General features: G+C 45.5%; 24 protein-coding genes and 2 pseudogenes. 21 read left to right on the forward strand and 5 right to left on the reverse strand.

The features are described from left to right. The first annotated feature begins 12 nt into the window (after window positions 1–12). The 10 genes from rplO (at window position 13) to rplQ (ending at window position 6,036) form a co-directional block, all read left to right on the forward strand. Window positions 13–459 carry a 50S ribosomal protein L15 gene (gene rplO / locus X919_RS0102510; protein ID WP_028898894.1) on the forward strand — a complete coding sequence of 149 codons (447 nt, stop codon included), beginning with the start codon at window positions 13–15 and terminating at the stop codon, window positions 457–459. 4 nt (window positions 460–463) lie between these two features. After that, window positions 464–1,801 (forward strand): preprotein translocase subunit SecY, encoded by a 1,338-nt coding sequence (secY, locus tag X919_RS0102515; RefSeq protein WP_028898895.1) that lies wholly within the window; start codon window positions 464–466, stop codon window positions 1,799–1,801. A gap of 17 nt (window positions 1,802–1,818) precedes the next feature. After that, window positions 1,819–2,604, forward strand: a complete 786-nt coding sequence (gene map / locus X919_RS0102520) for a type I methionyl aminopeptidase (RefSeq protein WP_028898896.1) — start codon at window positions 1,819–1,821, stop codon at window positions 2,602–2,604. Window positions 2,605–2,621: 17 nt separating this feature from the next. Continuing rightward, entirely contained in the window at window positions 2,622–2,840 is a 219-nt protein-coding gene (gene infA / locus X919_RS0102525; RefSeq protein ID WP_004341775.1) for a translation initiation factor IF-1, read from the forward strand. 19 nt (window positions 2,841–2,859) lie between these two features. Next, window positions 2,860–2,976, forward strand: a complete 117-nt coding sequence (gene ykgO, locus X919_RS0102530; RefSeq protein WP_004350205.1) for a type B 50S ribosomal protein L36 — start codon at window positions 2,860–2,862, stop codon at window positions 2,974–2,976. 102 nt (window positions 2,977–3,078) lie between these two features. Then, window positions 3,079–3,459 (forward strand): 30S ribosomal protein S13, encoded by a 381-nt coding sequence (gene rpsM, locus X919_RS0102535; protein WP_004371766.1) that lies wholly within the window; start codon window positions 3,079–3,081, stop codon window positions 3,457–3,459. Window positions 3,460–3,477: 18 nt separating this feature from the next. Next, window positions 3,478–3,867: a 30S ribosomal protein S11 gene (gene rpsK, locus X919_RS0102540; RefSeq protein WP_004380851.1), complete on the forward strand. Its 390-nt coding sequence runs from the start codon at window positions 3,478–3,480 to the stop codon at window positions 3,865–3,867. A 34-nt stretch (window positions 3,868–3,901) separates the two neighbouring features. Continuing rightward, complete coding sequence (rpsD, locus tag X919_RS0102545) at window positions 3,902–4,507, forward strand: 30S ribosomal protein S4 (RefSeq protein WP_028898897.1); 606 nt, start codon at window positions 3,902–3,904, stop codon at window positions 4,505–4,507. Window positions 4,508–4,519: 12 nt separating this feature from the next. Further along, on the forward strand, window positions 4,520–5,512 hold the full coding sequence (locus tag X919_RS0102550) for a DNA-directed RNA polymerase subunit alpha (RefSeq protein WP_004380853.1): 993 nt from the start codon (window positions 4,520–4,522) through the stop codon (window positions 5,510–5,512). 35 nt (window positions 5,513–5,547) lie between these two features. Then, entirely contained in the window at window positions 5,548–6,036 is a 489-nt protein-coding gene (gene rplQ / locus X919_RS0102555) for a 50S ribosomal protein L17 (protein WP_028898898.1), read from the forward strand. A gap of 108 nt (window positions 6,037–6,144) precedes the next feature. On the opposite strand, the gene X919_RS0102560 is transcribed toward rplQ, so the two are convergent. Further along, window positions 6,145–7,386 carry an alpha/beta hydrolase family protein gene (locus X919_RS0102560; protein ID WP_028898899.1) on the reverse strand — a complete coding sequence of 414 codons (1,242 nt, stop codon included), beginning with the start codon at window positions 7,384–7,386 and terminating at the stop codon, window positions 6,145–6,147. 281 nt (window positions 7,387–7,667) lie between these two features. On the opposite strand from X919_RS0102560, the gene X919_RS14605 reads away from it, so the two are divergent. Next, a complete protein-coding gene (locus X919_RS14605; protein WP_155949638.1) occupies window positions 7,668–8,546 on the forward strand; it encodes a FimB/Mfa2 family fimbrial subunit in 879 nt (292 codons plus the stop codon). A gap of 372 nt (window positions 8,547–8,918) precedes the next feature. Here the strand turns inward: X919_RS14605 and X919_RS14610 are convergent, their stop codons facing one another. Further along, window positions 8,919–10,214, reverse strand: coding sequence for a histidine phosphatase family protein (locus X919_RS14610; RefSeq protein WP_172642705.1), 1,296 nt, complete (start codon window positions 10,212–10,214; stop codon window positions 8,919–8,921). Window positions 10,215–10,437: 223 nt separating this feature from the next. Between X919_RS14610 and X919_RS0102575 the strand changes: the two genes are divergently transcribed. From X919_RS0102575 to X919_RS17180, 3 genes and pseudogenes are all read left to right on the forward strand, one after another. Further along, window positions 10,438–12,510: an LTA synthase family protein gene (locus X919_RS0102575; RefSeq protein WP_028898900.1), complete on the forward strand. Its 2,073-nt coding sequence runs from the start codon at window positions 10,438–10,440 to the stop codon at window positions 12,508–12,510. Window positions 12,511–12,523: 13 nt separating this feature from the next. After that, window positions 12,524–13,342: a hypothetical protein gene (locus X919_RS14615; protein ID WP_051502376.1), complete on the forward strand. Its 819-nt coding sequence runs from the start codon at window positions 12,524–12,526 to the stop codon at window positions 13,340–13,342. Between the two features lie 65 nt (window positions 13,343–13,407). Further along, window positions 13,408–13,730: pseudogene (locus X919_RS17180) on the forward strand (IS982 family transposase); the annotation flags it as partial. Window positions 13,731–13,822: 92 nt separating this feature from the next. Here the strand turns inward: X919_RS17180 and X919_RS0102585 are convergent. Together X919_RS0102585 and X919_RS0102590 are read right to left on the reverse strand one after the other, a co-directional pair. Then, window positions 13,823–14,599 (reverse strand): ABC transporter permease, encoded by a 777-nt coding sequence (locus X919_RS0102585; protein ID WP_028898901.1) that lies wholly within the window; start codon window positions 14,597–14,599, stop codon window positions 13,823–13,825. Next, window positions 14,596–15,498 carry an ABC transporter ATP-binding protein gene (locus X919_RS0102590; protein ID WP_028898902.1) on the reverse strand — a complete coding sequence of 301 codons (903 nt, stop codon included), beginning with the start codon at window positions 15,496–15,498 and terminating at the stop codon, window positions 14,596–14,598. The genes X919_RS0102585 and X919_RS0102590 overlap by 4 nt, the downstream gene beginning before the upstream one ends. Window positions 15,499–16,114: 616 nt before the next feature. Between X919_RS0102590 and X919_RS0102595 the strand changes: the two genes are divergently transcribed. From X919_RS0102595 to mobV, 5 genes are all read left to right on the forward strand, one after another. After that, entirely contained in the window at window positions 16,115–17,338 is a 1,224-nt protein-coding gene (locus X919_RS0102595; protein WP_004341056.1) for a site-specific integrase, read from the forward strand. Continuing rightward, window positions 17,335–17,724, forward strand: coding sequence for a hypothetical protein (locus tag X919_RS0102600; protein ID WP_004341058.1), 390 nt, complete (start codon window positions 17,335–17,337; stop codon window positions 17,722–17,724). Before X919_RS0102595 ends, X919_RS0102600 begins: the two co-directional genes overlap by 4 nt. Window positions 17,725–18,194: 470 nt before the next feature. Beyond that, window positions 18,195–19,442 carry a primase-helicase family protein gene (locus X919_RS0102605; RefSeq protein ID WP_004363971.1) on the forward strand — a complete coding sequence of 416 codons (1,248 nt, stop codon included), beginning with the start codon at window positions 18,195–18,197 and terminating at the stop codon, window positions 19,440–19,442. A gap of 11 nt (window positions 19,443–19,453) precedes the next feature. Further along, window positions 19,454–19,870 (forward strand): hypothetical protein, encoded by a 417-nt coding sequence (locus X919_RS0102610; protein ID WP_028898903.1) that lies wholly within the window; start codon window positions 19,454–19,456, stop codon window positions 19,868–19,870. A gap of 220 nt (window positions 19,871–20,090) precedes the next feature. Then, the gene (mobV, locus tag X919_RS0102615; protein ID WP_004341065.1) at window positions 20,091–21,452 is read left to right on the forward strand and encodes a MobV family relaxase; all 1,362 of its coding nucleotides are present in this window, start codon (window positions 20,091–20,093) and stop codon (window positions 21,450–21,452) included. Window positions 21,453–21,488: 36 nt separating this feature from the next. Here mobV and X919_RS0102620 read toward each other — a convergent pair whose 3' ends face one another. Beyond that, window positions 21,489–22,277: a hypothetical protein gene (locus tag X919_RS0102620; RefSeq protein WP_004341067.1), complete on the reverse strand. Its 789-nt coding sequence runs from the start codon at window positions 22,275–22,277 to the stop codon at window positions 21,489–21,491. A 211-nt stretch (window positions 22,278–22,488) separates the two neighbouring features. Here X919_RS0102620 and X919_RS0102625 point away from each other — a divergent pair. Further along, a pseudogene (locus X919_RS0102625) lies at window positions 22,489–23,275 on the forward strand (class I SAM-dependent methyltransferase). Between the two features lie 218 nt (window positions 23,276–23,493). Further along, window positions 23,494–24,363, forward strand: coding sequence for an IS982 family transposase (locus X919_RS0102635; protein ID WP_028898905.1), 870 nt, complete (start codon window positions 23,494–23,496; stop codon window positions 24,361–24,363). The last annotated feature ends 125 nt before the right edge of the window (window positions 24,364–24,488 follow it).

Here is a 24,488-nt window from a genome sequence, read left to right on the forward strand (position 1 = left end):
GAGAATTAAATTATGAAATTAAATACTTTAACGCCAGCAGCAGGCTCTACTCATTCTCGTCGTCGTATTGGTCGTGGTCCAGGTTCTGGACTCGGAGGTACTTCTACGCGTGGTCATAAGGGTGCAAAGGCTCGCTCAGGTTATAAGAAGAAGATTGGTTTCGAAGGTGGACAGATGCCACTTCAGCGCAGAATTCCTAAGGCTGGTTTCAAGAATGTGAACCACAAGGAGTACTTTGCAGTGAACCTCTCTACGCTTCAGGCTTTGGCTGAGGCAAAGAGTCTTACTAAAATTACTATCGTAGATCTTAAAGCTGCAGGACTCACGAATGGCAAAGAATTGGTTAAGGTTTTAGGCAATGGTGAGTTAAAAGCAAAAATCGATGTTGAAGCAAATGCTTTCTCTAAATCAGCTGAAGAAGCAATTAAGGCTGTCGGAGGGAGCACAACTATAATCTAAGTAAATGAAAAAGTTTATTGAGACACTAAAGAACTGTTGGAAGGTAGAGGACTTGCGTCAGCGTCTCCTCATCACAATTCTGTTCACTGCAATCTACCGATTTGGTTCGTTTGTGGTTCTTCCTGGTATTAATCCGGCTAAGTTGGAAACACTTCAGTCGCAAACCAAAGGCGGCCTGATGTCGCTTTTAGACATGTTCTCTGGTGGAGCATTTTCCAATGCCTCTATCTTTGCACTTGGAATTATGCCTTACATCTCAGCTTCTATCGTAATGCAACTGCTCGCCGTGGCTGTACCTTATTTCCAAAAGATGCAGCGTGAGGGAGAAAGTGGCAGGAAGAAGATAAACTGGTACACGCGTGTGCTGACGATTGCTATCTTAGTATTCCAGGCACCCGCCTACCTCATGAATCTGAAAATGCAAGCTAGCCAGGCCTTGGCTAGCGGCATTTCTTGGACATTCTTCATTATTCCTGCAACAATTATTCTTGCGGCTGGTAGCATGTTCATCTTATGGTTGGGTGAGCGTATCACGGATAAAGGAGTGGGGAATGGTATCTCAATGATTATCATGATTGGCATTATTGCACGCTTACCACAGGCTTTTGTGCAGGAGGTTACCTCTCGTTTTACAGCCATCTCAGGGGGCGGTATTGTGATGTTCATTGTCGAATTGCTCATTCTTTATTTCGTTGTTTGTGCGTCAATCCTTCTGGTTCAAGGAACAAGAAAGGTGCCTGTACAATATGCGAAGCGCTTAGTTGGAAATAAGCAGTATGGTGGTGCCCGGCAGTATATTCCTTTGAAGTTGTTCGCTGCGAATGTGATGCCTATTATCTTTGCCCAAGCATTGATGTTCATCCCTTTGGCTATCGTACAGTATCAAAGTGATAATGCTTCTTGGGTCGTACGCTCTTTGATGGATAATCGCAGTATGTTGTATAATGTAGTTTATGTGACGTTAATCGTTGCATTTACATTTTTCTACACTGCAATAACATTGAATCCAACGCAAATGGCCGAAGATATGAAGCGGAATAATGGCTTTATACCTGGAGTAAAACCAGGTAAGGACACAGCAGAGTATATCGATACAATTATGACTCGGCTCACCATTCCTGGCTCACTCTTCATTGCTTTTATAGCTGTTATGCCTGCTTTAACAGGATTTCTTAATGTGCAGCAAGGTTTTGCACAATTCTTTGGTGGAACATCTTTGTTGATTCTTGTAGGAGTAGTAATTGATACACTCCAACAAATAGAGAGTCATCTGATGATGCGCCACTATGATGGTCTACTCAACTCAGGGCATACACGTAATAATAGTGTGTCTGCTTATTAAGGAGGGGCCTCTGAAGGATGAAGATATTTCTGAAGACAGAAGATGAAATTAATCTCATGCGCGAAGCCAATCAATTGGTTGGAAAAACGCTTGCAGAGGTAGGGCGCCACATAAAACCCGGCGTTACAACGCGCTATTTGGATAAGGTTGCGGATGAGTTTATACGCGATCATGGGGCAATCCCAACATTTAAGGGATTCCCTAATCCTTATGGTGAGCCTTTTCCTGCAGCAATATGCACCTCGGTGAATGATGTTGTTGTGCATGGAATACCCAGTGATGATGTCGTTCTGCATGAAGGCGATATTATATCGGTTGATTGTGGAACATTGTTAAATGGCTATAATGGTGACTCTGCCTATACATTTATGGTAGGCGAAGTTGATAAAACTGTTAAGCAACTGTTAGAAATTACGAAGGAGTCACTTTATCTGGGCATTGAACAGGCGGTTTCTGGGAAGCATGTTGGCGATATAGGAGCTGCTATCCAAGCGCATTGTGAAGCCCATGGTTATGGGATTGTACGTGAATTGACTGGGCATGGAATTGGGAAAGAAATGCACGAAGCACCACAGATTCCTAACTATGGTATGCGAGGAAATGGCGTTATGCTGAAGGCAGGGATGTGTATTGCCATTGAGCCGATGGTGACATTGGGTAGTCGAAAGATTGGTATGTTACCAGATCAGTGGAGTATTGTGACACTCGATCATCAGGTTGCTGCACATTTTGAGCACACAATAGCAATCCGTAAGGGACGAGCAGAAATTTTATCAACGTTTGAAGAAATAGAAAATCATTAAGTAAGATTGCAAAATTTATGGCAAAACAATCCGCTATAGAGCAGGATGGAACAATTGTTGAGAGTCTATCGAATGCAATGTTCCGTGTAGAACTCGAAAATGGGGTACAAATCATTGCGCATATCTCTGGTAAGATGCGTATGCACTATATCAAGATTCTTCCAGGAGATAAGGTGAAAGTAGAGATGAGCCCCTATGATTTAACAAAAGGTAGAATCGTTTTCAGATATAAATAATTATTCATAACACATTGATATGAAAACAAGAGCATCATTAAAAAAGCGTACACCCGACTGCAAGATTGTTCGTCGCAAAGGTCGTTTGTTCGTGATTAACAAGAAGAACCCTAAGTTTAAATTGCGTCAGGGTTAGTGTTAAAGTATCGTAATCGTTGGAATAAATCAGTTTTTATATCTAACTTTGTGCGTTCTTTAAAGAGAAAATTTTATTAAATTAAATTTTATTCAAATTTAAATGGCAATAAGAATTGTTGGAGTAGATTTGCCCCAAAACAAGCGTGGCGAAATCGCATTGACCTATATTTATGGAATAGGTCGAAGTAGTTCAGCAAAGATATTGGATAAGGCCGGTGTAAACCGTGACTTGAAGGTCAGCGAATGGACTGACGATCAAGCTGCCAAAATCCGTGAAATTATCGGCGCTGAGTTCAAAGTAGAAGGTGATCTCCGTTCAGAGATCCAAATGAACATTAAGCGGTTGATGGATATTGGCTGCTATCGTGGTGTTAGACATCGTAATGGTCTTCCTGTTCGTGGTCAGAGTACAAAGAACAATGCACGTACTCGCAAGGGAAAGAAGAAGACTGTTGCTAATAAGAAGAAGGCTACTAAGTAATTTTAATGGAAATTAATTATGGCAAAGACAAAAGCAACATCTAAGAAAAGAAACGTGCGAGTAGACGCGGTTGGTCAGCTCCATGTTCATAGTTCTTTTAATAATATCATCGTATCGTTGGCTAACGGCGAGGGACAAGTTATCTCATGGTCGTCAGCAGGTAAGATGGGCTTCCGTGGTTCAAAGAAAAATACTCCCTATGCAGCTCAGATGGCTGGTGAGGATTGTGCAAAAGTAGCATTCGATTTGGGACTTCGCAAGGTTAAGGCTTATGTGAAAGGTCCAGGTAATGGCCGCGAATCCGCTATCCGTGCCGTGAATGCTGCAGGTATTCAAGTAACAGAAATCATAGACGTCACCCCATTACCTCACAATGGTTGTCGTCCTCCTAAGCGCCGCAAGGTCTAATAATTGTATTATTTTTTAGCACATATTTTTAATTATGGCAAGATATATAGGTCCGAAATCTAAAATTGCACGTCGATTTGGTGAAGCCATTTTCGGTGCTGACAAAGTTTTGTCCAAGAGAAACTTCCCTCCTGGACAGCATGGCAATAATCGTCGCAGAAAGACTTCTGAGTATGGTGTCATGTTGGCAGAGAAGCAAAAGGCTAAGTACACTTATGGTGTGCTTGAGCGCCAATTCCGTAATATGTTTGAGAAGGCTGCGAAAGCCGATGGTATCACGGGTGAAGTGTTACTTCAGAATTTGGAGTGTCGCTTAGATAACGTCGTGTTCCGTTTGGGTATTGCTCCTACACGTGCAGCTGCTCGTCAGCTCGTTGGACATAAGCATATCACTGTAGATGGCAAGGTTGTAAACATTCCTTCATTTGCTGTTAAACCAGGTATGATAGTTGCTGTTCGAGAGAAGTCCAAATCTCTTGAGGTGATTGAAACTGCTTTGGCAGGCTTTAATCATAGCAAATATCCTTGGATTGAATGGGATGACAATGCAAAATGCGGTAAGTTCTTACACAAACCAGAACGTGCCGATATTCCAGAGAATATTAAGGAACAATTAATCGTTGAGTTGTACTCTAAATAAATCATTGAATTAATGGCGATATTAGCATTTCAAAAACCTGATAAAGTAGTAATGTTGGAGGCCAACGATAAGTACGGGAAATTTGAATTCCGTCCTTTGGAGCCAGGCTTTGGTGTTACCATTGGTAACGCTTTGCGCCGCATTCTTCTTTCATCTTTGGAAGGTTATGCCATCAACACCATCAAAATTGCGGGTGTTGAGCATGAATTTTCTTCCGTTCCTGGTGTGAAAGAAGATGTAACCAACATCATCTTGAATTTGAAGCAAGTAAGATTCAAGCAAGTAGTAGAAGAATTCGAGAATGAGAAAGTTAGTATCACCGTAGAGAATTCCACAGAATTCAAGGCCGGTGATATAACAAAGTATCTGACTGGATTTGAAGTGTTAAACCCTGATTTGGTGATTTGTCATTTAGATGCCAAGGCATCCTTGCAAATAGATCTCACAATAAATAAAGGCCGAGGCTATGTCTTGGCGGATGAAAATCGTGAGTTCTGCACGGATGTTAATGTACTTCCAATCGATTCTATCTACACCCCTATCCGTAATGTTCGCTATGCAGTAGAGCCTTATCGCGTTGAGCAGAAGACCGATTACGATAAGTTAGTTCTTGAAGTGACTACGGATGGTTCCATTCATCCAAAGGATGCGCTGAAAGAAGCAGCCAAGATTCTCATTTATCACTTCATGTTGTTCTCTGATGAGAAGATAACCTTAGAGGTTCCTGATCAAGATGGCAATCAAGAGTTTGATGAGGAGATTTTGCATATGCGTCAGTTGTTGAAGACCAAGTTGGTGGATATGAACCTCAGTGTTCGTGCCTTGAACTGTCTGAAGGCTGCTGATGTTGAAACACTTGGTGATTTGGTTCAGTACAACAAGACCGACTTGTTGAAGTTCCGCAATTTTGGTAAGAAATCGCTTTCAGAGCTTGATGATTTGCTCGAGAGTCTGAATCTTTCGTTTGGAACCGATATTTCAAAGTATAAATTGGATAAGGAGTAAGTTATCTTCTTTTTCCACTTAAACGAAAAAATAAAATGAGACATAATAAAAAATTCAACCATCTGGGTCGTACTGCATCTCATCGTGACGCGATGTTAGCCAACATGGCCGTGTCATTGATTATGCGCAAAAGAATCACTACGACGCTCGCTAAGGCAAAAGCCTTAAAGAAATATGTAGAACCGCTTATCACTCGTTCTAAAGAGGATACAACAAACTCACGTCGTGTAGTTTTCCGTTATCTTCAACAGAAGGAAGCTATTAAGGAGCTTTTTGGTGTGGTTGCTACGAAGGTGGCTGATCGTCCCGGTGGTTATACACGCGTAATCAAATTAGGTACACGTCAAGGTGATGCTGCTCCAATGGCTTTTATCGCGTTAGTTGACTTCGATGAGAACATGGCAAAAGCACCAAAGGCAGCTAAGAAGACGCGTCGTAGCCGCAAGACTACAAAGGCAGAAGCTGCTCCTGAAGCACCCGTTGCAGAAGCACCGGCAGCAGAAGAAGCACCAAAGGCTGAATAAGCTTAGTCAATATAAAAAGGAAAAGCGTGGCGAATTTCTCGTCACGCTTTTCTTTTCGCGCATACATTGCGCCTCAAACCATGTGGATAGCTGCAACATATGACGCCCTTATTTTGCAATGTCGTTAATCCATTTTGTCATATCCGTCAGCACTTCGGGTGCGATGGTCTCTGAGATTTGTCGATATTCTGCGGGCAATCCGCTCTGACAATGCTGGAAAAGATGGTTCAGCTGTGGATAGATTTTTGTTTGTGATACTTTGTTTCTATGTAATTTCTCTTTGATAGCCGTGAGGTTTTGCGTCGCAATCACCTGGCAATCTTTGTCACCATTGAGGGCGAAAACAGGGCAAGTCGTATGGCGAAGGTCACAGGTTGGATCATAATCCACGAAATAATCGAGCCATGGTACATGCTTTCCTACATTTTGTTTTCGATATTCAGCTACCGTCATCCGCGTTTTCTCCCCCACAATTTCCATACATTTATTCACTTGTTCTGTCAGCGCTTCATCCCCTTTCACGCCCACAGCGGCCATGCTAATGATGAAATCCACTTGTTGTTGTGCACCTAAGATGAAGGCGATGTTGCCACCCTCGCTATGCCCCAATACACCAATCTTTCCAAATTCATGCCGTTTCCTCAGGTAATCAATGCCTGCTTTGGCATCTTGTGCGAAGTCTTGTGTCGTTGCATGCGCCACATCTCCCCCTTTCGATTGTCCGAAATTACGATCGTCGTACCGCAGTGTTGCGATGCCATGGCGTGCGAAATAGTCGGCAATGACGGCAAAAGGTCTGTGTTCAAACACCTCTTCATCTCTGTTTTGTTGCCCACTTCCTGTCACCATCAACACCACAGGCGTCTTTCCTTTCTTGAAATTGGTGGGGTAGGTGAGCGTCCCTGCCAGCGAAGCTCCCGCTTTTTTATTCTCGAAAACAACCTCCTGTTGCGTGTAAGGGAAAGGCGGTTGCGGTGTTTGTGGTCGCGAAAGCTTTTCTTCATGGCGCGTCATTTTCAGCGGAAAAATGAAATGGTTTTGCAGGAACGTAGCCGAGATTTCATCAGCTTGGTAATGCCCTCGTAAGTGAATATCCATTTGGTTAATGCTCAACGCCAGCGAGTCAGCCGACAGGTAGTCTGTTGTCATCGGAATTCCCTTCACGTTTTGGTCGGGGCTATCCAAGGTGAATTCCAGCGATTTCCCTTCTGTTGGTGTAGCATGAAGCACCACCGTCAGCTCAAATGCACTGGTTTTCAGTTTCCCCGTCCATGTTCCTTGCAACGAGTTTTGCGCCATCGTTGCCTGCAAACCGCAGCAAAGCAGCCCTAAAAGCAAATATTTTTTCATTGTCAGTATATTGATTTTGATGCCAACAAAAATACAAATTTTACACAAAACGGCTTAAAAATTCATAGAAAAACATATTGTTTTGCAGAAAAGACATCAATTTTTTGCAAAAAACGTACGTCTTGCTTGGAACATATTTGATAATTTCCTATTTTTGAACCGACTTGAACAGCATGTGCCTTTTACGCGAATAACCATTCCGCATTCAGTCGGAAAAAGGCTGCTGGTCTTCACTATTAACAACAATACGAATTAATTATCTTACATCAAATAACTTTCTTATGAAACATATCGTAAACGTATTGACTACATCCATTCTACTATTGTTGACCCTTTCTGCTTGCGAAAAAGTCGACATAGCCTCGCAACCACTCAAAGGCGAAGGCTATGAAGTACACATACAGATTAGGGATTTCGACCATGTGCGTTATGACACCCTCACTCGTGCGGCAGTACCAGCCCATGAAGTGTGTACGCGTCTCCATGTAGCTGCTTATCAAACGGGGAAAAAGGTGTTGTCGGTTAATCAGACCAACAGCGACAAAGACTTCGGGAAGTTAAGTTTCCGTCTTCCTGCTGGCAAATATTATTTGGTGATAGTGGGGCATAATGGGAGTGAGAATGCATCGCTAACCGAATTTCGAAAGATTTCGTTTGGCGGCAAAGTGACCGACACCTACGTTTTTGCGCGTGAGATAACCCTCGAGGGAGCCGTAGACATTCAGGCTACGATGGAACATTGTGTCTCCAAAATAGCCTTCACCATCGAAGACCCTATCCCTGCAGAAGTCACCCATCTCAAGTTCAGTTATACAGGTGGAAGCAGCACCCTTGATGTCGTTGATGGGATTGGCGTCGTGAAATCCCATCAGACCGAAGACCGTGTGGTAGCCGCTTCAGCTCATACCGAGGCCTCAACCTACGACCTCTACACCTTCCCTCGCACCTCAGAGGGTGGCGAAATCAAGCTCGAAGTGGAGGCGCTGAACGATAAAAATGAAGCCATTTCAAAGCGCACTTTTACAGAAATCCCAGTGGCTATGCGCACACTCACCTGCTACACGGGAAAGTTTTTCCCACAAAGAACCGAAGATCTCGAGAGCGATTTGGAAATGATGGCCGATAAAGATTGGAAAAAGGTACTGCATCTCACCTATTAACCGCCCTCTTTTTCTCATTGCTTCGCTTGGCAGTTGGGCAGACTGCGCCTCTTTTTGTGGGCGACATGTGTGCACGATGAGGGCACCACAAGTAGGAAAATTTTGATGGGAAAATCAAGAGTATGGGGATTATGCTACATGTAAAACCAGGTGTCCCGACCTCGGGAGCACCTGGTTTTCTTAAAAATTCTCGTTCCCGAGGTCGGGAACGCTCATTTTTTTCGTTTTCAGTTGTTCCCAAAGTCGGGAACAACCATTTTTATTAAATTTCGCTGTTCCCGACTTTGGGAACGCTTGTTTTTGTGAAATCCACACGTTCCCGACCTTGGGAACAACGTTTTCCCGGCGATGCTGTGCCGTTTATGGATGGTTTCAGTGTTGCAACTGCCACGCTGTGCCCACCAAAGGGTTGGCCATGGCCCACCGACCCTGCGCATTGGCTGCGGCCAACCGCTTCGCTACGTAGGCCAACACACGACTCCATCGGTAATAATAGCCCGTCTTTCCATCGGGAGCAACATCCTCCGAACCCACTTTTGACAACCGTATGGGGCGCTCGTTGAGCAGAAATTTCACCACCACATCGTCGGAGCCGAGCGGCTCCCCCACCTGTTCGCGACGGCAATAAAACACGATTTGCAGATTGGCTGCCATGGGAATAATCTGTTCTAAAGCATCCGCATGCTCGTCAGAGAGTTTGTCTGTGCCGAGCAAGGCCAAGAGATGATAGAGCGAGGTGTCGTGCCCAAAGCGCAAGGTGGCCGCCACTTTGCCTTGCAACGCTTGAGCAGCCTCGTCGACAATCTGTTGCCACAGGGGTGCCACCACACGTTGTGTGACGCCCTGATTGTCGGGCGCTTGTCCGTGAAGCAGCCACATGCCCCAGTTGTTTCGCTCGTAACAGGCGCGCCATTCGTCGTCATCGAAGGCATCGTCGAAACGAATTTTCAGCGGCACATTTTGCATATCGGCAGCCAGTTTGTAGAGTTCAATCATCAGCCGCTCGCCGCGTTTCACTTGCGTTGTGTCGCGAAATAGCGCAGCAAGAAAATGGGCTGTGGGCAAGGTGGGTAGCTTGTGGGGACGCGCTTTCCACGCTTTAAATTCGGCATTCGTAGGGGCTAACCACGAAAAAGCTATCGAATCGTTGTGCAAAAGCAAAGCGATTGGTGCACGATTTGCAGCATTTAACCCGGCAATGAAGGCCATTTTACTTTGCTGACAGCGCTCTGCAGGCGACGCATAAACATGAACCGTGGCCGAAGAGCGAAACACTATGGGATAGTTTTGCCGCATGCGTTGTGCGATTTCGCGTTGCTGTCGCTCGCCTAAAGGGGTGAGCAGGCCGGCCTTCCCACGGGCTGCCTGTGCCACCTTTGCCAAGCGTTTTACCACCGAACGCCCCAACTTTGTGAGGTTGTTGCGATCGAAGAAAAACGACAACACGCCATCATATTGCGCTTGGTGTATGAGCCAACGGCTGCCATGCCGGCCATAATGCGAGATATAAAATGGCACAGCGCCTTCGGGAACGGGCAGGGTGTCGGCCACTTGTGGGGGAACATAGGCGCAAAACGGACCGCTCATTTGCGCGCGTGTGGTTTGTGCATGGCTGCAAAAGGCCATCAGCCCGCAAACCACCAGCAGCACTATTCTTTTCGTTCTCATCTGTTTTCCTTTGTTGTTTTTAACATCTACAAACTGTTTCCTGTGCTGCAAAAATAGCATAAACAATCGAAAAACCATGTGGTTTAAGGTTTATAGGCTGTTTTCTCTCTGAAAATGATGCTTTCTTGACACAAAAAGGCCAATTTTTTTGATGTTTTTTCGTAAAATAAAGGCTTAGCTCAAATAAATCATTAACTTTGCAAAGCAGAAAACAAATATATTCATGAATAGGAGAAGAAACCTAAATTACCGCAATCCCTTGTTTTTGATAGGGAGCCGTTTTCTAAGACTTTATTTACTCGTGGGCTTGTTGCTCCGCGTAGTTTTGATGTGCACCGCACCGCAAGATGCGCAGTTTAGTTTTGTCGAAATCTTGCGTCTGCTTGGAGTTGGACTTGCTACTGACCTCGGTGTGGGGCTATTGTGCTGTGCACCCCTGCTGGTTATCTATCCCGGTCTCAACGAGTTGAAATACCAACGTTGGGTGGGATGGAGCATTGAAGTGTTGCTATTAGGCAGTCTGGTTTATGTTTATGGTTTCCATTCTATTTTTGATGAATATGGTGGTGGTGCGCCGTTGATAGCTAAAATCTTCCTCACGTGGAAGTTTGTGAGCTTCAGTCTGCGTTTTGGAGTGTGGCCGTTGCGCGATGCCTGGCGTCGCTTTTCGCTCTATTTCACGTGGGGCATTTATGTGTTGCTGCTGCTTGTGGTGTCGATGGGCGAATATTTTTTCTGGCAAGAGTTTGGCGTTCGTTACAACTTCATTGCCGTAGACTATTTGGTTTACACCCACGAAGTGCTGGGCAACATCATGGAGTCTTATGCCATTGTGCCGCTGATGGTGGTAGCTGTGGCGCTGAGTGTGGGCATCGTTTACCTGCAATCGCGCCACAATCGGTTTAAGCTCACGAAGCTCTACACCAGCAAGCTCTTTGCCATTCACACCCTGCTCTATTTGCTTTTGGCCGTGGGTGGCTATTTTCTGAGCCGCAGCTTGCACCATTTGCAAACCGACAACCAATATGTTGACCAGCTTTCGCAAAATGGTGCCTATGATTTTGTGAACGCCTTTGTCAATAACAAGCTCGACTATGCACAGTTCTATGCGATGTTGCCTCAGCAAACAGCGGTAGAGAACTATCACAGACTAACAGGTTTGAATGCACGCAACAGCAAGGTTGTGGGCTATGAGTTGGGCAAAAATCGTCCCAATATTGTGCTCATTACGGTGGAAAGTCTCAGCGCCGAGTTTCTTTCGCGTTATGGAAACACGCAGCACATCACGCCCCATTTAGACCGCTTGATGGGACAGAGCTTAGTGTTCGACCGCCTTTATGCCACCGGTAATCGCACGGTGCGTGGGCTTGAGGCGCTCTCTTTGTGCATTCCACCGAGTGCAGGCGAGAGCATTATTAAGCGCAAAGCCAACCGCATGGGCAATCTTTCGATGGGCGCTGTGATGAAAGGGTTGGGCTATCGTAGTCAATTCCTCTATGGTGGTTACAGCTATTTCGATAACATGGGTGACTTCTTCTCGCACAATGGTTATGAAGTGATTGACCGCAGCCAAATCAATCCACACGACATCACCTTTGCAAACATTTGGGGAGTGTCCGACGAGGATATGTTCAACAAGGCGCTTTCGGTGTTCAATCGCAATGCGCAGCAAGGACAACCTTTCTTTGCGCAGATCATGACTACGAGCAATCACCGCCCTTATACCTATCCCGACGGCCGCATTCAATTTGATGGCGACCCACATTGTCGCGAAGCTGCGGTGAAATATACCGACTATGCCATTCATCATTTCCTGCAAGCGGCAGCCAAACAGCCTTGGTTCAGCAACACAGTGTTTGTGGTGATTGCCGACCATTGCGCATCAAGTGCAGGCAAAACATCGTTGCCCGTTGACCAATATCACATTCCTTGCATTGTCTACGCGCCGCAACTCATCCGCCCCGGCTACGAGGAAAAGGTGTGCTCGCAGATTGATGTGTTGCCCACGTTGCTGGCTTTGCTGCGCCTCAAGACCACCGTTCATTGTGCAGGGCAAAACATTTATGCGTCCACTTATCGGCCACGTGCCTTTATGGCCACCTATCAAGACTTAGGTTACTTGGAGAACGACACGCTCACTGTGCTCTCGCCCGTGCGCAACATCCGCCAATATCGCGTCAAGGCGTTGCCCAATGGCGCCCACGAAGAGCAGTTGTTAAAGCAGCACAACAAAGCTTTGGCTACGAAAGCGCAGAGCTATTACCAATTCGTCAACTTGTATTTAAACGCAAAGTAAATTGCAAAACCACATGACGATTTGCCACAAACGATGCTCGCTCACGGTCTTGGCTTGTGCTTTTGCCGCCTTGGCCACCGCACAATCAACCGAAAATAAAAAGCCACGGCAATGGTCGTTGCAAGCTACTTGGAGCAAAACGACGCTCGAAGACGATTCACCCGCCGGACAATCGATTTCTGTTGGCGACGACGAAGGGGAGGCTTATACGCTCATGGGCGACTATTATCTCAACAAACACATTGCCCTGACGGCCGGATTGGCCTATGGTCGCGAGGGATTGCTCACTAATTTGGGTAGCGGTTTGGGGCTGAAAAAGAGCCATCGGCTCGACTTCATCGGCGGTGCAAAGCTCTATCCCCTTCCCAATAAATGGCTCGTGCAGCCTTTCATCGGCGGCAATGTCATGGTCAACCCATTTAGCTTTTGGGGGCAAAGCGGCAGCAAAACCTATAGCGTGTTCCATCAAAACCATTGGCGCAAGCTCAATGTCGACTATGCCTTGCGCAACCCCACGCTGCAATTTGCGCCGCGGGTGGGCTTCGATCTCTATCTTTTTACGTCGGTAGCTTTGACCATGGACTGGGACCTGCGCTGGGCGTTGGGTGGCTATCATCGTGCTGATTTGCGGTTCATCGACGGGCCTTACATGGGACAGTTGCTGCATTATGACACCTCAACGCCGCGCACAGCCTTTTCGGTTGGCCTGAAAGTTGATTTCCCTGCCAAGCCCGTTTCCGAGCAAACCACCAACACTTTGTGGGGTGCCATCCTCACAGTGTTAGGATTGTGGTTTACAGCCACTGACACATCCACACCCTATTCGCGTTAAACGGCCTTTGTAGCGACATCCCAAAAGGCAGCGTTTCAGTCAACGCGCGCCCTCATGTTGCGCGAATGTCATCTAACTATACACTAAAACCTACTGGGAAAAGAAAATATATCATTGAAATTCTATGATGTCAAAGGCAGAAGTAATGCTGATAATGATTCTTTTCCACGATTCTGGTTATCGTTGCTTTAAACATTTCTATCTTGAAAAAGTATGCAAGCAGCTTCGCCATCTTTTTCCAAAAGTTGTTTCTTATAACCGTATAGTAGAATTGGAAAGGGATGTAGTTATACCTTTAACCTTGTTTATCAAGAAGGTCTTATTGGGCAAATGCACGGGCATAAGCTTCGTTGACAGCACACCACTGCGTGTCTGCAAAAACCAAAGAAGCCGTGCATCAATGTACAAAGGACCATTGACACACAGCTCGCATTATTCTTAATTAATTATTTGATTCTTTTTTTACCGTAGGTGTATCTTTTATTTTTTCCTTATAAATACAAAAAATGAAATAATGATAAAGAATAGCACACAGGCTATGTTTACGTATTCGCCTTTCGAAAAGTCTATTATCCCGCTATAAAAACCATAGTTTAATCTCCACACTGTACCATAGGGTATAAGATAGATATAATCTTTATTTTGAGCAATAATACCAAAAATCGTCATGAAACCAGCAAACCCGATAGGTAAAACAAAACTCTTAAAGATTAAACTAAGATAATATTGCATAATTGAAACAGCAGAAAGTGCTATAAACAAATATGAGAAATAAGAAGCTATTAGGTTATTAACATTATAACTGGAGAATTCATATCCAGGTAATAACTTATCCAGAGCAAAACCAGACAGAAGGAAAGCAAGATAACCTATGAGGAAAGAAATAAAGTTAATCTCTAAAAGGAAGACCATTTTGCTCGAATAAATTGTCAGCTTGCTAATTGGTCTTGTAAAAAGAAGTCTAAATCCATAATTCTTATATTCTACATCGCATAAAGAATAACTCAAAATGGCTGCAAGAATTGGATAAAGCAGAGCATAGAAGTCGAAGATGTATCTACCCAATACCCATACCCAAGGATTATAATCAAAAGTTATTGTTGGATTATTGACAGCATCAGCATGTTTAAACAAAACATATATATCAACGCATAAAGTCATGAACAAAGGAAATAGCAAGAAAAGCCAAATGGCAATATTAAATCTTAATTTATAGTGTTCACTTTTAAGAATAGTAAAGAGCGATATTGGTTTCATAAGTCGGTTTTTATTAGATGAAGGAATACAGACTCCAAATTTTCTTGGTATGTATCTGCAAATAAAATTTGAATGTGGTTTTGTTGCATTAATTTTTTTAAACTGTCAAAGGAACCATCTTGCTCTATTTCTATGATAAGCGTTCCATCAGAAATCCTTTTTGTGGGAATCAAGTGTTCTTTACATATCTCCATGCATCGTTCCGGTTGGTCTATATGTATTAAATAAGATTGCTTTTTCTGATTGAGGAGACTGTTAATTTCTCCTTGAAACAATAATCTTTTATTATTTAATATTCCGACATGTGTGCATATTTTCTCCATTTCAGCTAAGATATGTCCTGAAATGAAAATAGTTTTTCCTTCACTTTTAAGTTTGAGCATTAGCTCTCTCATTTCAAAAACACCTTGAGGATCTAGTCCATTGAGTGGTTCGTCAAGAATGAGTAATTTAGGATTATGAAACATTGCCATCGCAATTCCCAAGCGTTGTTTCATTCCTGTAGAATATTTTCTAACTTTTTTGTCTTTATCTTTAGTCAAATTCACAAGCTCTAGAACCTCTTGAATGCGTTTTTGTCCACAATGATATAGTATATCCAAATAGTTTAGGTTCTCATAGGCACTCAAATCTGCATAGAAGAATGGATGTTCAATCAAGCATCCTATATTTTGAAGGATATGCAATCTGTTGGAATGAAATTCTTTTTTATTGAAAAATACCGTATTTATTTTAGTTTGCTCCAATCCTAAAAGTATCTTTATCGTAGTTGATTTACCCTCTCCATTCTTGCCTAAGTATCCATAAATGGAACCTTCTGGAATCTTCAAGTTAATGTCTTCTAATACAGAATGATTTCTGTAGTTAAAAGTGAGATGGTTAGTTTCAAGTATATTCATAATCAACACTTTCTTTTAAAATTATTCGTATTTAAATGATTTAATATAATCCTGTAGCTCTTCTTTAGAACTATTTGATATTCTATATAATTCATTGGAAGATATCTGATGAAATATTTTTGGTCGGAAAGAACTATTTTCTTTTCTCGGATGACATAAATGGAATAAAGGAGTATCAACCATATATATATTAACGTGAGTTCGACGAATTATAAGTGTCTATAAAATTGGTAATTAGCGAAATTTCTTGTAACTTTAAGGAGCTAATATACAAATAGCTACAAACAAAAATCGCTATGATCACCGAGGACAAAGTTACTGAAAATCGCTGTAATATTTGCAGGAAATCGGAAGTTTAACGCAATTCGGCTTGATTATTAGGGCTATACGGTGTAAATCGCAGCAAATCCGCCACCTGCCACGAGGCAGGAAAATGCGGATTATTGAAACAGAAATGTTTTCAAATCGTTACCCGAAAGCAGGATAATTACCTCCGCTAAAGAGGAGAAAAACAGCGGTTTTCCGTGCATCCGTTGCTGTTGCTCTATTGCTCTATATTTTGCATAGCAGGGTTAGGCTCTTTCATGTTTAATTTTGCAACCAAAAAGAAAAGACAATGGCAAGAAGCACATTCAAGGTGCTGTTCTATGTGAACGGCAGCAAGGAGAAAGACGGCATCGTCCCCATCATGGGACGGGTTACAATCAACGGCACGGTGGCTCAGTTCAGCTGCAAGCGCACCATCCCAAAGGAGTTGTGGGATGTGAAAGGCAACAGGGCGAAAGGCAAGAGCAGGGAAGCCATCGCCACCAACCTCTCGCTCGACAACATCAAGGCGCAAATCATCAAGCACTATCAGCGTCTTTCCGACCGTGAGGCGTTCGTCACGGCGGAGATGGTGCGCAACGCCTATCAGGGGCTGGGCAGCGAGTACGACACCCTGATGAAAGCGTTCGACAGGGACTGCGCCTCTCTGTTCAAGCGTGTGGGTAAGGACAGGAGCATGGGAACATACAAGGTGATGCTCAGGGCGAGGAACAACACGGCGAGGTTTATCCGCCACAAGTACAACCGCAGCGACATGTCGATGCTGGAACTCACCCCCGACTTCATCAGGGACTTCGCCGTGTACCTCAGCACGGTGAAAGGAAACAGGAACGCCACGATATGGATAAACTGCATGTGGCTCAAAGGCGTGGTGATGCGTGCGCACTTCAACGGCAAGATACCGAGAAACCCGTTCGCGCAGTTTCATATCAGCCCGAACACGAAGGAGCGTGCGTTCCTCACGGAGGACGAGTTGAAGACACTGGTTTCGCACGAGTTCAAGGACAGCCATTCCGCCTTCGTGCGTGATTTGTTTGTCTTCGCCTCCTTCACCGCCCTTTCCTTCGTGGACTTGAAGGAACTCACCACCGATGAGATTGTGGAGGTGAACGGCGAGAAGTGGATACTTGCAAAAAGGCACAAGACACAGGTGCCGTACCAAGTGAAACTGCTCGATATACCCTTGCAAATCATCGACAGATACCGACCGTTCCAGAAGGACAACTCCATATTCGGGGACATCAACTACTGGACGGTCTGCAAGAAGCTCAAAAAAGTCATCAGCGAGTGCGGGATAACAAAGGACATCTCCTTCCATTGCGCAAGGCACGGCTTTGCGACATTGGCTCTGAGCAAGGGCATGCCGATTGAGAGCGTGAGCCGTGTACTCGGACACACGAACATCGTAACCACACAACTCTATGCGAAGATAACCACCGAGAAACTCGACACCGACCTCTCCATGCTCGGCAGCAAGCTCAACGCCTCATTTGGCAATATTAAGATGGCATGACAATGAAAGGGAAAGACATAAGCAGCAATGCCCGTCGAATAATCACGATAGACGAGCACGGGAACATCGTCATACCCAACGGCGAAATATGGATGGGCGAGTTTGAGATTGCCGACCTGTTTGGCGTGTTCGGACATACCATCCACACGCTGGTCAAGAAGATATACAGGGATGGACTGCTGCACCCCTGCACGGCAGAGAGGAACATCAGGGTGGCGGAGGGTCGCTGGCTTGATGCGTACAGCCTTGAAATGGTCATAGCCCTTGCGTTCCGTATCAGGTCGCAAAGGGCAAAAAGGCTTTGGGAGCATGTCATCGCAATGCTGAACGAACGGCACGAAAGGTTTGTCATGCTCCTTCCTGCACGGGCAGGCAGTCCCTGCTGAAACGCCTTGACAGAGGTTTATAGAGGTTTATCCCCTTGTGTCGATGGGGGAAATAAACCTTTTTCTTTTTGGGTGGTTGAAGGGCAGGGATAACAGTTAGGGACGAGTCGTATAGGACTGCCGAGAAAAGAAAAACATACCGAACACAACTTCTTTTATTTTGATGAATTGATGAATATTGATATAATATGATTGAATATCAAGCGATTGCAAGTTCATCAACATATCATCAGACGCTTGCGAACGATGAAAGAAAAAGGCATTTTCCCTTTTTCAGCAACCCTCGACAAATCCTGCAAAATTATCCTCCTGTTCCCCTCAATTATTGCTCCGCACCTCCCTGCTTTCCCCTGTTTTTATTCCATTCCGTTTTTCTTTCACCGTTCCGCGCCATTCTTCACAAGTAGTTTTCCGAACGATGTCCGTAACTTTGCACGATGCTATATATCAACCATTTAAGCAAGAAAGAAATGGATAAGAAAAACAATGACGGGCTGCTGGAAGATATGCCCGAAAAAAGAAAAAAGGACGGGGCTTTCGTCCGTGTGGGCACAACGCTCTACAAACTTGCAGACATGCCTCTTGTCGGAGGCGGTTTTGTAAGGAAGCGCATCGTGTGGAACAACGAGACGCTCCGTCAGGACTACGGCAGGGACTATCTGGCGACCGTCCCGAAGTATGACGGTTTTTGCACCGTCCCCGACCATGTGAACTATCAGCCCGTAGTAGGCAGTTTCCTCAACCTCTACGAGCCGACGGGGCATCATCCGAAGCAAGGTGTGTTTCCCCATATCGAGGCATTGGCAAGGCACATCTTCGGGGAGCAGTACGAACTTGGCATGGACTACCTGCAACTACTCTACCTGCAGCCCATAGAGAAACTGCCCATCCTGCTGCTCGTATCAGAGGAGCGCAACACGGGCAAGAGCACGTTCCTCAACTTCCTCAAAGCCCTCTTCGGGGGCAATGTAACCTTCAACACCAACGAGGACTTCCGAAGTCAGTTCAACTCGGACTGGGCAGGGAAACTGCTCATCCTCGTGGACGAGGTGCTTCTCGACCGCAGGGAGGACAGCGAGCGGCTCAAGAACCTCAGCACCACCCTTTCCTACAAGGTGGAGGCGAAGGGCAAGGACAGGGATGAGATTTCATTCTTCGCCAAGTTCGTACTATGCTCCAACAACGAACGTCTACCCGTCATAATCGACACAGGAGAGACACGCTATTGGGTGAGGAAGGTGGGGAGGATAGAAAAGGACGACACGGACTTCCTGCAAAGGGTAAAGGAGGAAATACCCGCCTTCCTCTATTTTCTCCAGCACCGCACGCTCTCCACGAAGAAAGAGAGCCGCATGTGGTTCAGTCCCGAACTCATCCACACGCAAGCCCTGAGCAGGATTATACGGAGCAACCGTAACAGGACGGAGGTGGAGATGGCGGAAACCTGCCTTGAAGTCATGGACTGCATGAAAGCGTCCGCTTTCTCTTTCTGCATCAACGACATGCTCCTTCTGCTGAACTGCGCAGGCTGCAGGACGGACAGGACGCAGGTAAGGCGTATCGTGCAGGATATATGGAAACTCACTCCTGCCGAAAACACGCTCACCTATACGACCTGCCAGCCGAGCTATGACAACATGCGCCCATATACGGAGATTAGGCGCACGGGGCGTTTTTACACCATCGGCAGGAAGCAGTTGGAGGAAATGCAGGGATAGAGGAATCGGAAATGATGAAACTCCACTTTGACAAGCGGCTTGATGAGGGCATGATGAAAGCATATTATGTTGATTTCCAGATTATTGGAACGACATTCATCAATTCATCAGAATTTTCATCACTCCGACTTCGGTGGGAAACGGCAGTGGCATTACAGGCTGAAACGGAACAGGCAAGACACGCTGATATAAGCAACAGAAAAAGGCAGTCACGGCAAGCCGTGCATTCTGTATTTCCAAGCATGCAGGGTATTCAGATATTCGGGTGCAGTCCAAGTATGCCTTCGGAGAAACAAGTCCAATCGGCAGCACCGATGGAGAAACCGTGGGGACTTCAGGTTATAAGGGAAAGAAGTGGCAGGGGCAAATGCCCACGTGGTAAGCACGGTACGGATATTTTCAAAAGAGAAAATACCGTAGCTCATTAGGGGATTTTCCTCACGCTTCACTCCGTGTCCGCTGAAAATCTCCCAATAAGCCAACGGGGTTGCACCCCTCTGGACACCCCTGCCGAGCCTGTCGGCATAAAGAAACGAGCAAGCCGAAAGGAAGTCTTTCCTCCTTTCAACGATTGTCCACCGACCGTATCTAAGGACATCAAGGCAACGAAAACAAGATAATGACAACATCTAAAAAAGACAAAAGGATATGGGATATTGCGTATTGCATTTGGAAAAGGCAAAGGGAGCCGACAGCGGAATGTCGGCTCACATCGAGCGCACCATCGTGCCGAAGAACATAGACCCTACGAGAACGCACCTCAACCGTGAGTTAATCAGGTTTCCCGACGGTGTGTGCAACCGCACGGCTGCCATACGCCACCGCCTTGACACGGCAGGGCTGAAACGCAAGATAGGGAAGAACCAAGTACAGGCAATCCGCATCGTGCTGAGCGGAACGCACGAGGATATGGAACGAATGGAAAACGAAAGGAGGCTCGGAGAGTGGTGCGATGACAGCGTGGCGTGGCTGAGAGAGACCTACGGGGCGGACAACCTCGTGTCGGCAGTCCTGCACATGGACGAGGAAACACCGCACATCCATGCCACCGTAGTGCCGATAGTGCAGGGTGAGCGCAGGAAGCAGAAAAAGGAAGAGAAGGCAAAGCGCAGGTACAGGACGAAAGCGACAGCCCCACGCCTCTGCGCAGACGAGGTGATGAGCCGTGCCAACCTCATCAGGTATCAGGACACCTACGCCGAACACATGGCGAAGTACGAGCTGAAAAGGGGTGTCAGGGGCTCGACAGCCAAGCACCTCTCCACGCATGAGTATTACCGCAATCTCATCACGCAGGGCGAGGACATACAGGAGAACATCGCCAACCTGCTGGCAAGGGAGGCGGAAGCACGGTGCATCATCGAGGAGGCGGAGCAAGCCAAAATGGAACTCGCACGCATCAAGGCGGAGAAAAAAACGGTGGAACTGAAAAACTCAGCTACCAAGACCGCCACAGCAGCACTCAACGGCATCAACTCCCTGTTGGGCGGTAATAAAGTGAGCAGGCTTGAAAGCGAGAACAGGCAGTTGCATGGTGAGGTGGCGGAACTGAAAGAGAGCATCGGACAGATGCGCACGGATATGCAGAAAATGAAAGAAAGCCACGTCGCCGAGCGGTTGCGGGCATCGGAGCAGCATCAGCGTGAAATCGGCAATCTCAGGCGCATCATCGACAAGGCAAAGGAATGGTTTCCCATGCTTGCCGAGTTTTTCCGTATTGAAAGGCTTTGCCGTTCGGTCGGATTGTCAGAGAGACACACGGACGAACTCCTGCAAGGCAAAGTACTCGTTGTTACGGGGAAACTGCATTCTGATGAGTACAGGCGTTCGTTCGCCGTTGAGAAGGCACGCTTGCAGGTGGGCAGGGAGGAAAGGGATGGCAAGACCGTACTCGACCTGCTCGTGGACAGAGTGCCGATTGCCCGTTGGTTTAAGGAGCAGTGGGAGAAATTCAGACATTTGTCCGTCCATTCCTCCCAAGAGAACAGGAGCAAGGGAGTGAGGCTGTAACCGTGCCTCCGCATGCTCCACTTCCTTTCCTGCATCTCACTCCATGACTTTCTCAGGCAAGGTTGCTTCCTTATAAGTCATTTCCGCCATGATATGCTCTTCCATGTCGTGTTCGTCAAGAAAGACGGGACAGATGAATTTCTCTTCATTCGGAAGAAGTCCGAGCCTGCCTAATCTCCCGAGTTTTTCCAAAGCCTCTTTCTTGTTTTTCCCTGTCAAGGTGAAATCACGGACAATTCCCTGTTTCTTGCTTTGCAGGCGCAAGTTCGTCGGAACGCCGTCTTTCATGACAATCTCATATACGCCCGAGAGAACGGCAGGACTGACATACCGATAGAGAGTGGGCTTGTAACGGCACAGATAAAAAGAATGCGCTGCGTTCTGGACAAGGAAAAGTCCCGAAACTCCGCTTCCTATTGACCATACAGGGTCTGAGCCTTCGTGAATTTCCAGTAACAGATAAGGCGGGAGGACTTTAACGGTCAGTTGCTGTCTTTCCTTTGTGAGGTTGTCGGTCAGTGAGACCTGAAATTCTCCCACTTGCAGGGCTTGGATTGAAAGAACACCTACATGCCCTGCCTGTTCGGGAGTTCTCGCATAGGCAATTCTAGCATAGTCCTTAAACGCATTGGAATTGCTTATCTGCAAGTCTCCACTGCCACTCGTGATGAACACACGGAGCGTAGAGCCTTGCATGATTTCCCTATAAGGTTTATCCAATTGAAAAGAAGATTTCCTGTCCTCGTCTTGGGGATTGGAACAGGACGCGCATGCCAGCAGGAATGCCAAGAACAATAAAACAAAACAAGTTTTACGGTGTGCCATATTTACATCTTTTTTAGTCGTACCTCGCAAATATACGAATTTTCCCGCCATTCCGCAAACGAAAGAGCGGAAACTTTGGGTTGCACTCGTCCATATCGCATTGCCATATAATCATTTATAGGTATTTTTCATGGTAACGAATGAAACATGCGGTCTTATTCCATGATTATTGCTACCTTTGTCGTTGAAACCATAACACCCCTAAAATAAGATGCAGTCAAGACAACTTAACCGAAGACAGTATTTCAACGAACTCGCAACCACAAGCGAGAAGTATTTCATTCCTTACATCAAGCGGTACAGGCAGGTAGGGAAAGGCACGAAAGTGTTGGAGATAGGCTGCGGGGACGGTGGAAACCTCCTGCCTTTCTCACGCATGGGCTGCGATGTAGTGGGCGTGGATATGGCAGAGGGACGGATAAGGGACGCAAGGAAGTTTTTCCAAGAGAACGGAGCAAAAGGGCGTTTCATCGCCTCCGATGTGTTCCTGTTGAAGGAACTCAGGCATCAGTTCGACCTGATTGTCTGCCATGATGTGATAGAGCATATCGACGACAAGGAGGAATTTATGCACAAGTGTAAACAGTTGTTAAAAACCCGGGGGGGTAATTTTCATGTCCTTTCCTGCTTGGCAGATGCCTTTCGGTGGGCATCAGCAGATATGCCGAAGCCGCTTCCTCTCGCACCTGCCTTTCTTTCACCTGCTTCCGACGAGATTGTATGAGCGGATATTGAGGGCTCGGAAGGAAGACGAGGGATGCGTCAGAGAACTGTTGAACATCAAGAAGACCAAATGCCCGATAGAGTTGTTTGAGAGGACGATGAGAAAGGAAGGCTTTGAAGCCATTGACAGGACTTTCTATTTCATCAATCCGCATTACGAGGTGAAATTCCACCTGCGTCCCCGAAGGCTGTACGCCGTGATAGGGGCAATTCCATATATCCGCAATTTCTTCACAACATCGTGTTTCTACTTCTTGAAATCGGCAGGGGAATAATTTTTTCCTTGCCTTGAAAAAATAAAGCAAAGAGTAGAATTGTTCGGGAATAATCATTATCTTTGTCGGAGATAAAGAGTTCTTTGCAAGCAAAACAAAGCAGTACACAGCAAATGGAACGGTTGCCAAATCGTTACCCCAAAATCAGCCAATCGCACAAGGTGCCCTTGTATAAAGGATTGTCGCTATTCTATCCAAAGTTACAGAAAATATTTTGTATGGCAGATGACTTCTGCAAGTTTTTTGATGCAATGACAGCAAAATATACGCTAAAACCTACAGGAAACAGGAAATATCATCGAAATTCTACAATGTCAAAGGCAGAAGTTATGCTGATAATGATTCTTTTCCACGATTCTGGTTATCGTTGCTTCAAACATTTCTATCTTGAAAAAGTATGCAAGCAGCTTTGCCATCTGTTTCCAAAAGTTGTTTCTTATAACCATATAGTAGAATTGGAAAGGGATGTAGTTATACCTTTAACCTTGTTTATCAAGAAGGTCTTGTTGGGCAAATGCACGGGCATAAGCTTCGTTGACAGCACACCACTGCGTGTCTGCAAAAACCAAAGAATACATATTCATAAGGTTTTCAAAGGCATAGCTCAAAGAGGAAAATGCTCTATGGGTTGGTTCTTTGGCTTCAAGTTGCATTTGATTTGCAATGAGAAAGGAGAACTTCTCAACTTTATGATAACGCCAGGAGATATTGATGACCGTAAGCCTTTGGAGTACAAAGCATTCATAGATTTGATATATGGTAAGCTATTCGGTGATAAAGGCTACATCGGCAAGAACCTCTTTCAAAGGTTTTTCGTTGACGGAATACAGCTTATTACCAAATTGAAAAGTAACATGAAAGGAGCGTTAATGAGCGTTTCAGACAGACTTTTACTCAGAAAAAGAGCCATTATTGAAACGGTGAATGATGAACTTAAGAACATTGCGCAGGTAGAACACTCCAGACATAGATGCTTTGACAATTTCATCGTCAACTTATTAGGGACAATTGCTGCCTATTGCCTATTTCCAAAGAAGCCGTGCATTAATGTACAAAGGACCATTGACACACAGCTTGCATTGTTCTGAATTCGTCGAACTCACGTTAATTTAACATTGGTGTCAATCTACTTCGTTTGGCACGAATGTCATCTAACATTGGTGCCAATTCCCTCGATTGGCACCAATGTTATGGCGCGCTGCTGCAAATGATG

Source organism: Prevotella sp. HJM029, assembly GCF_000599605.1.
Classification (GTDB): domain Bacteria; phylum Bacteroidota; class Bacteroidia; order Bacteroidales; family Bacteroidaceae; genus Prevotella.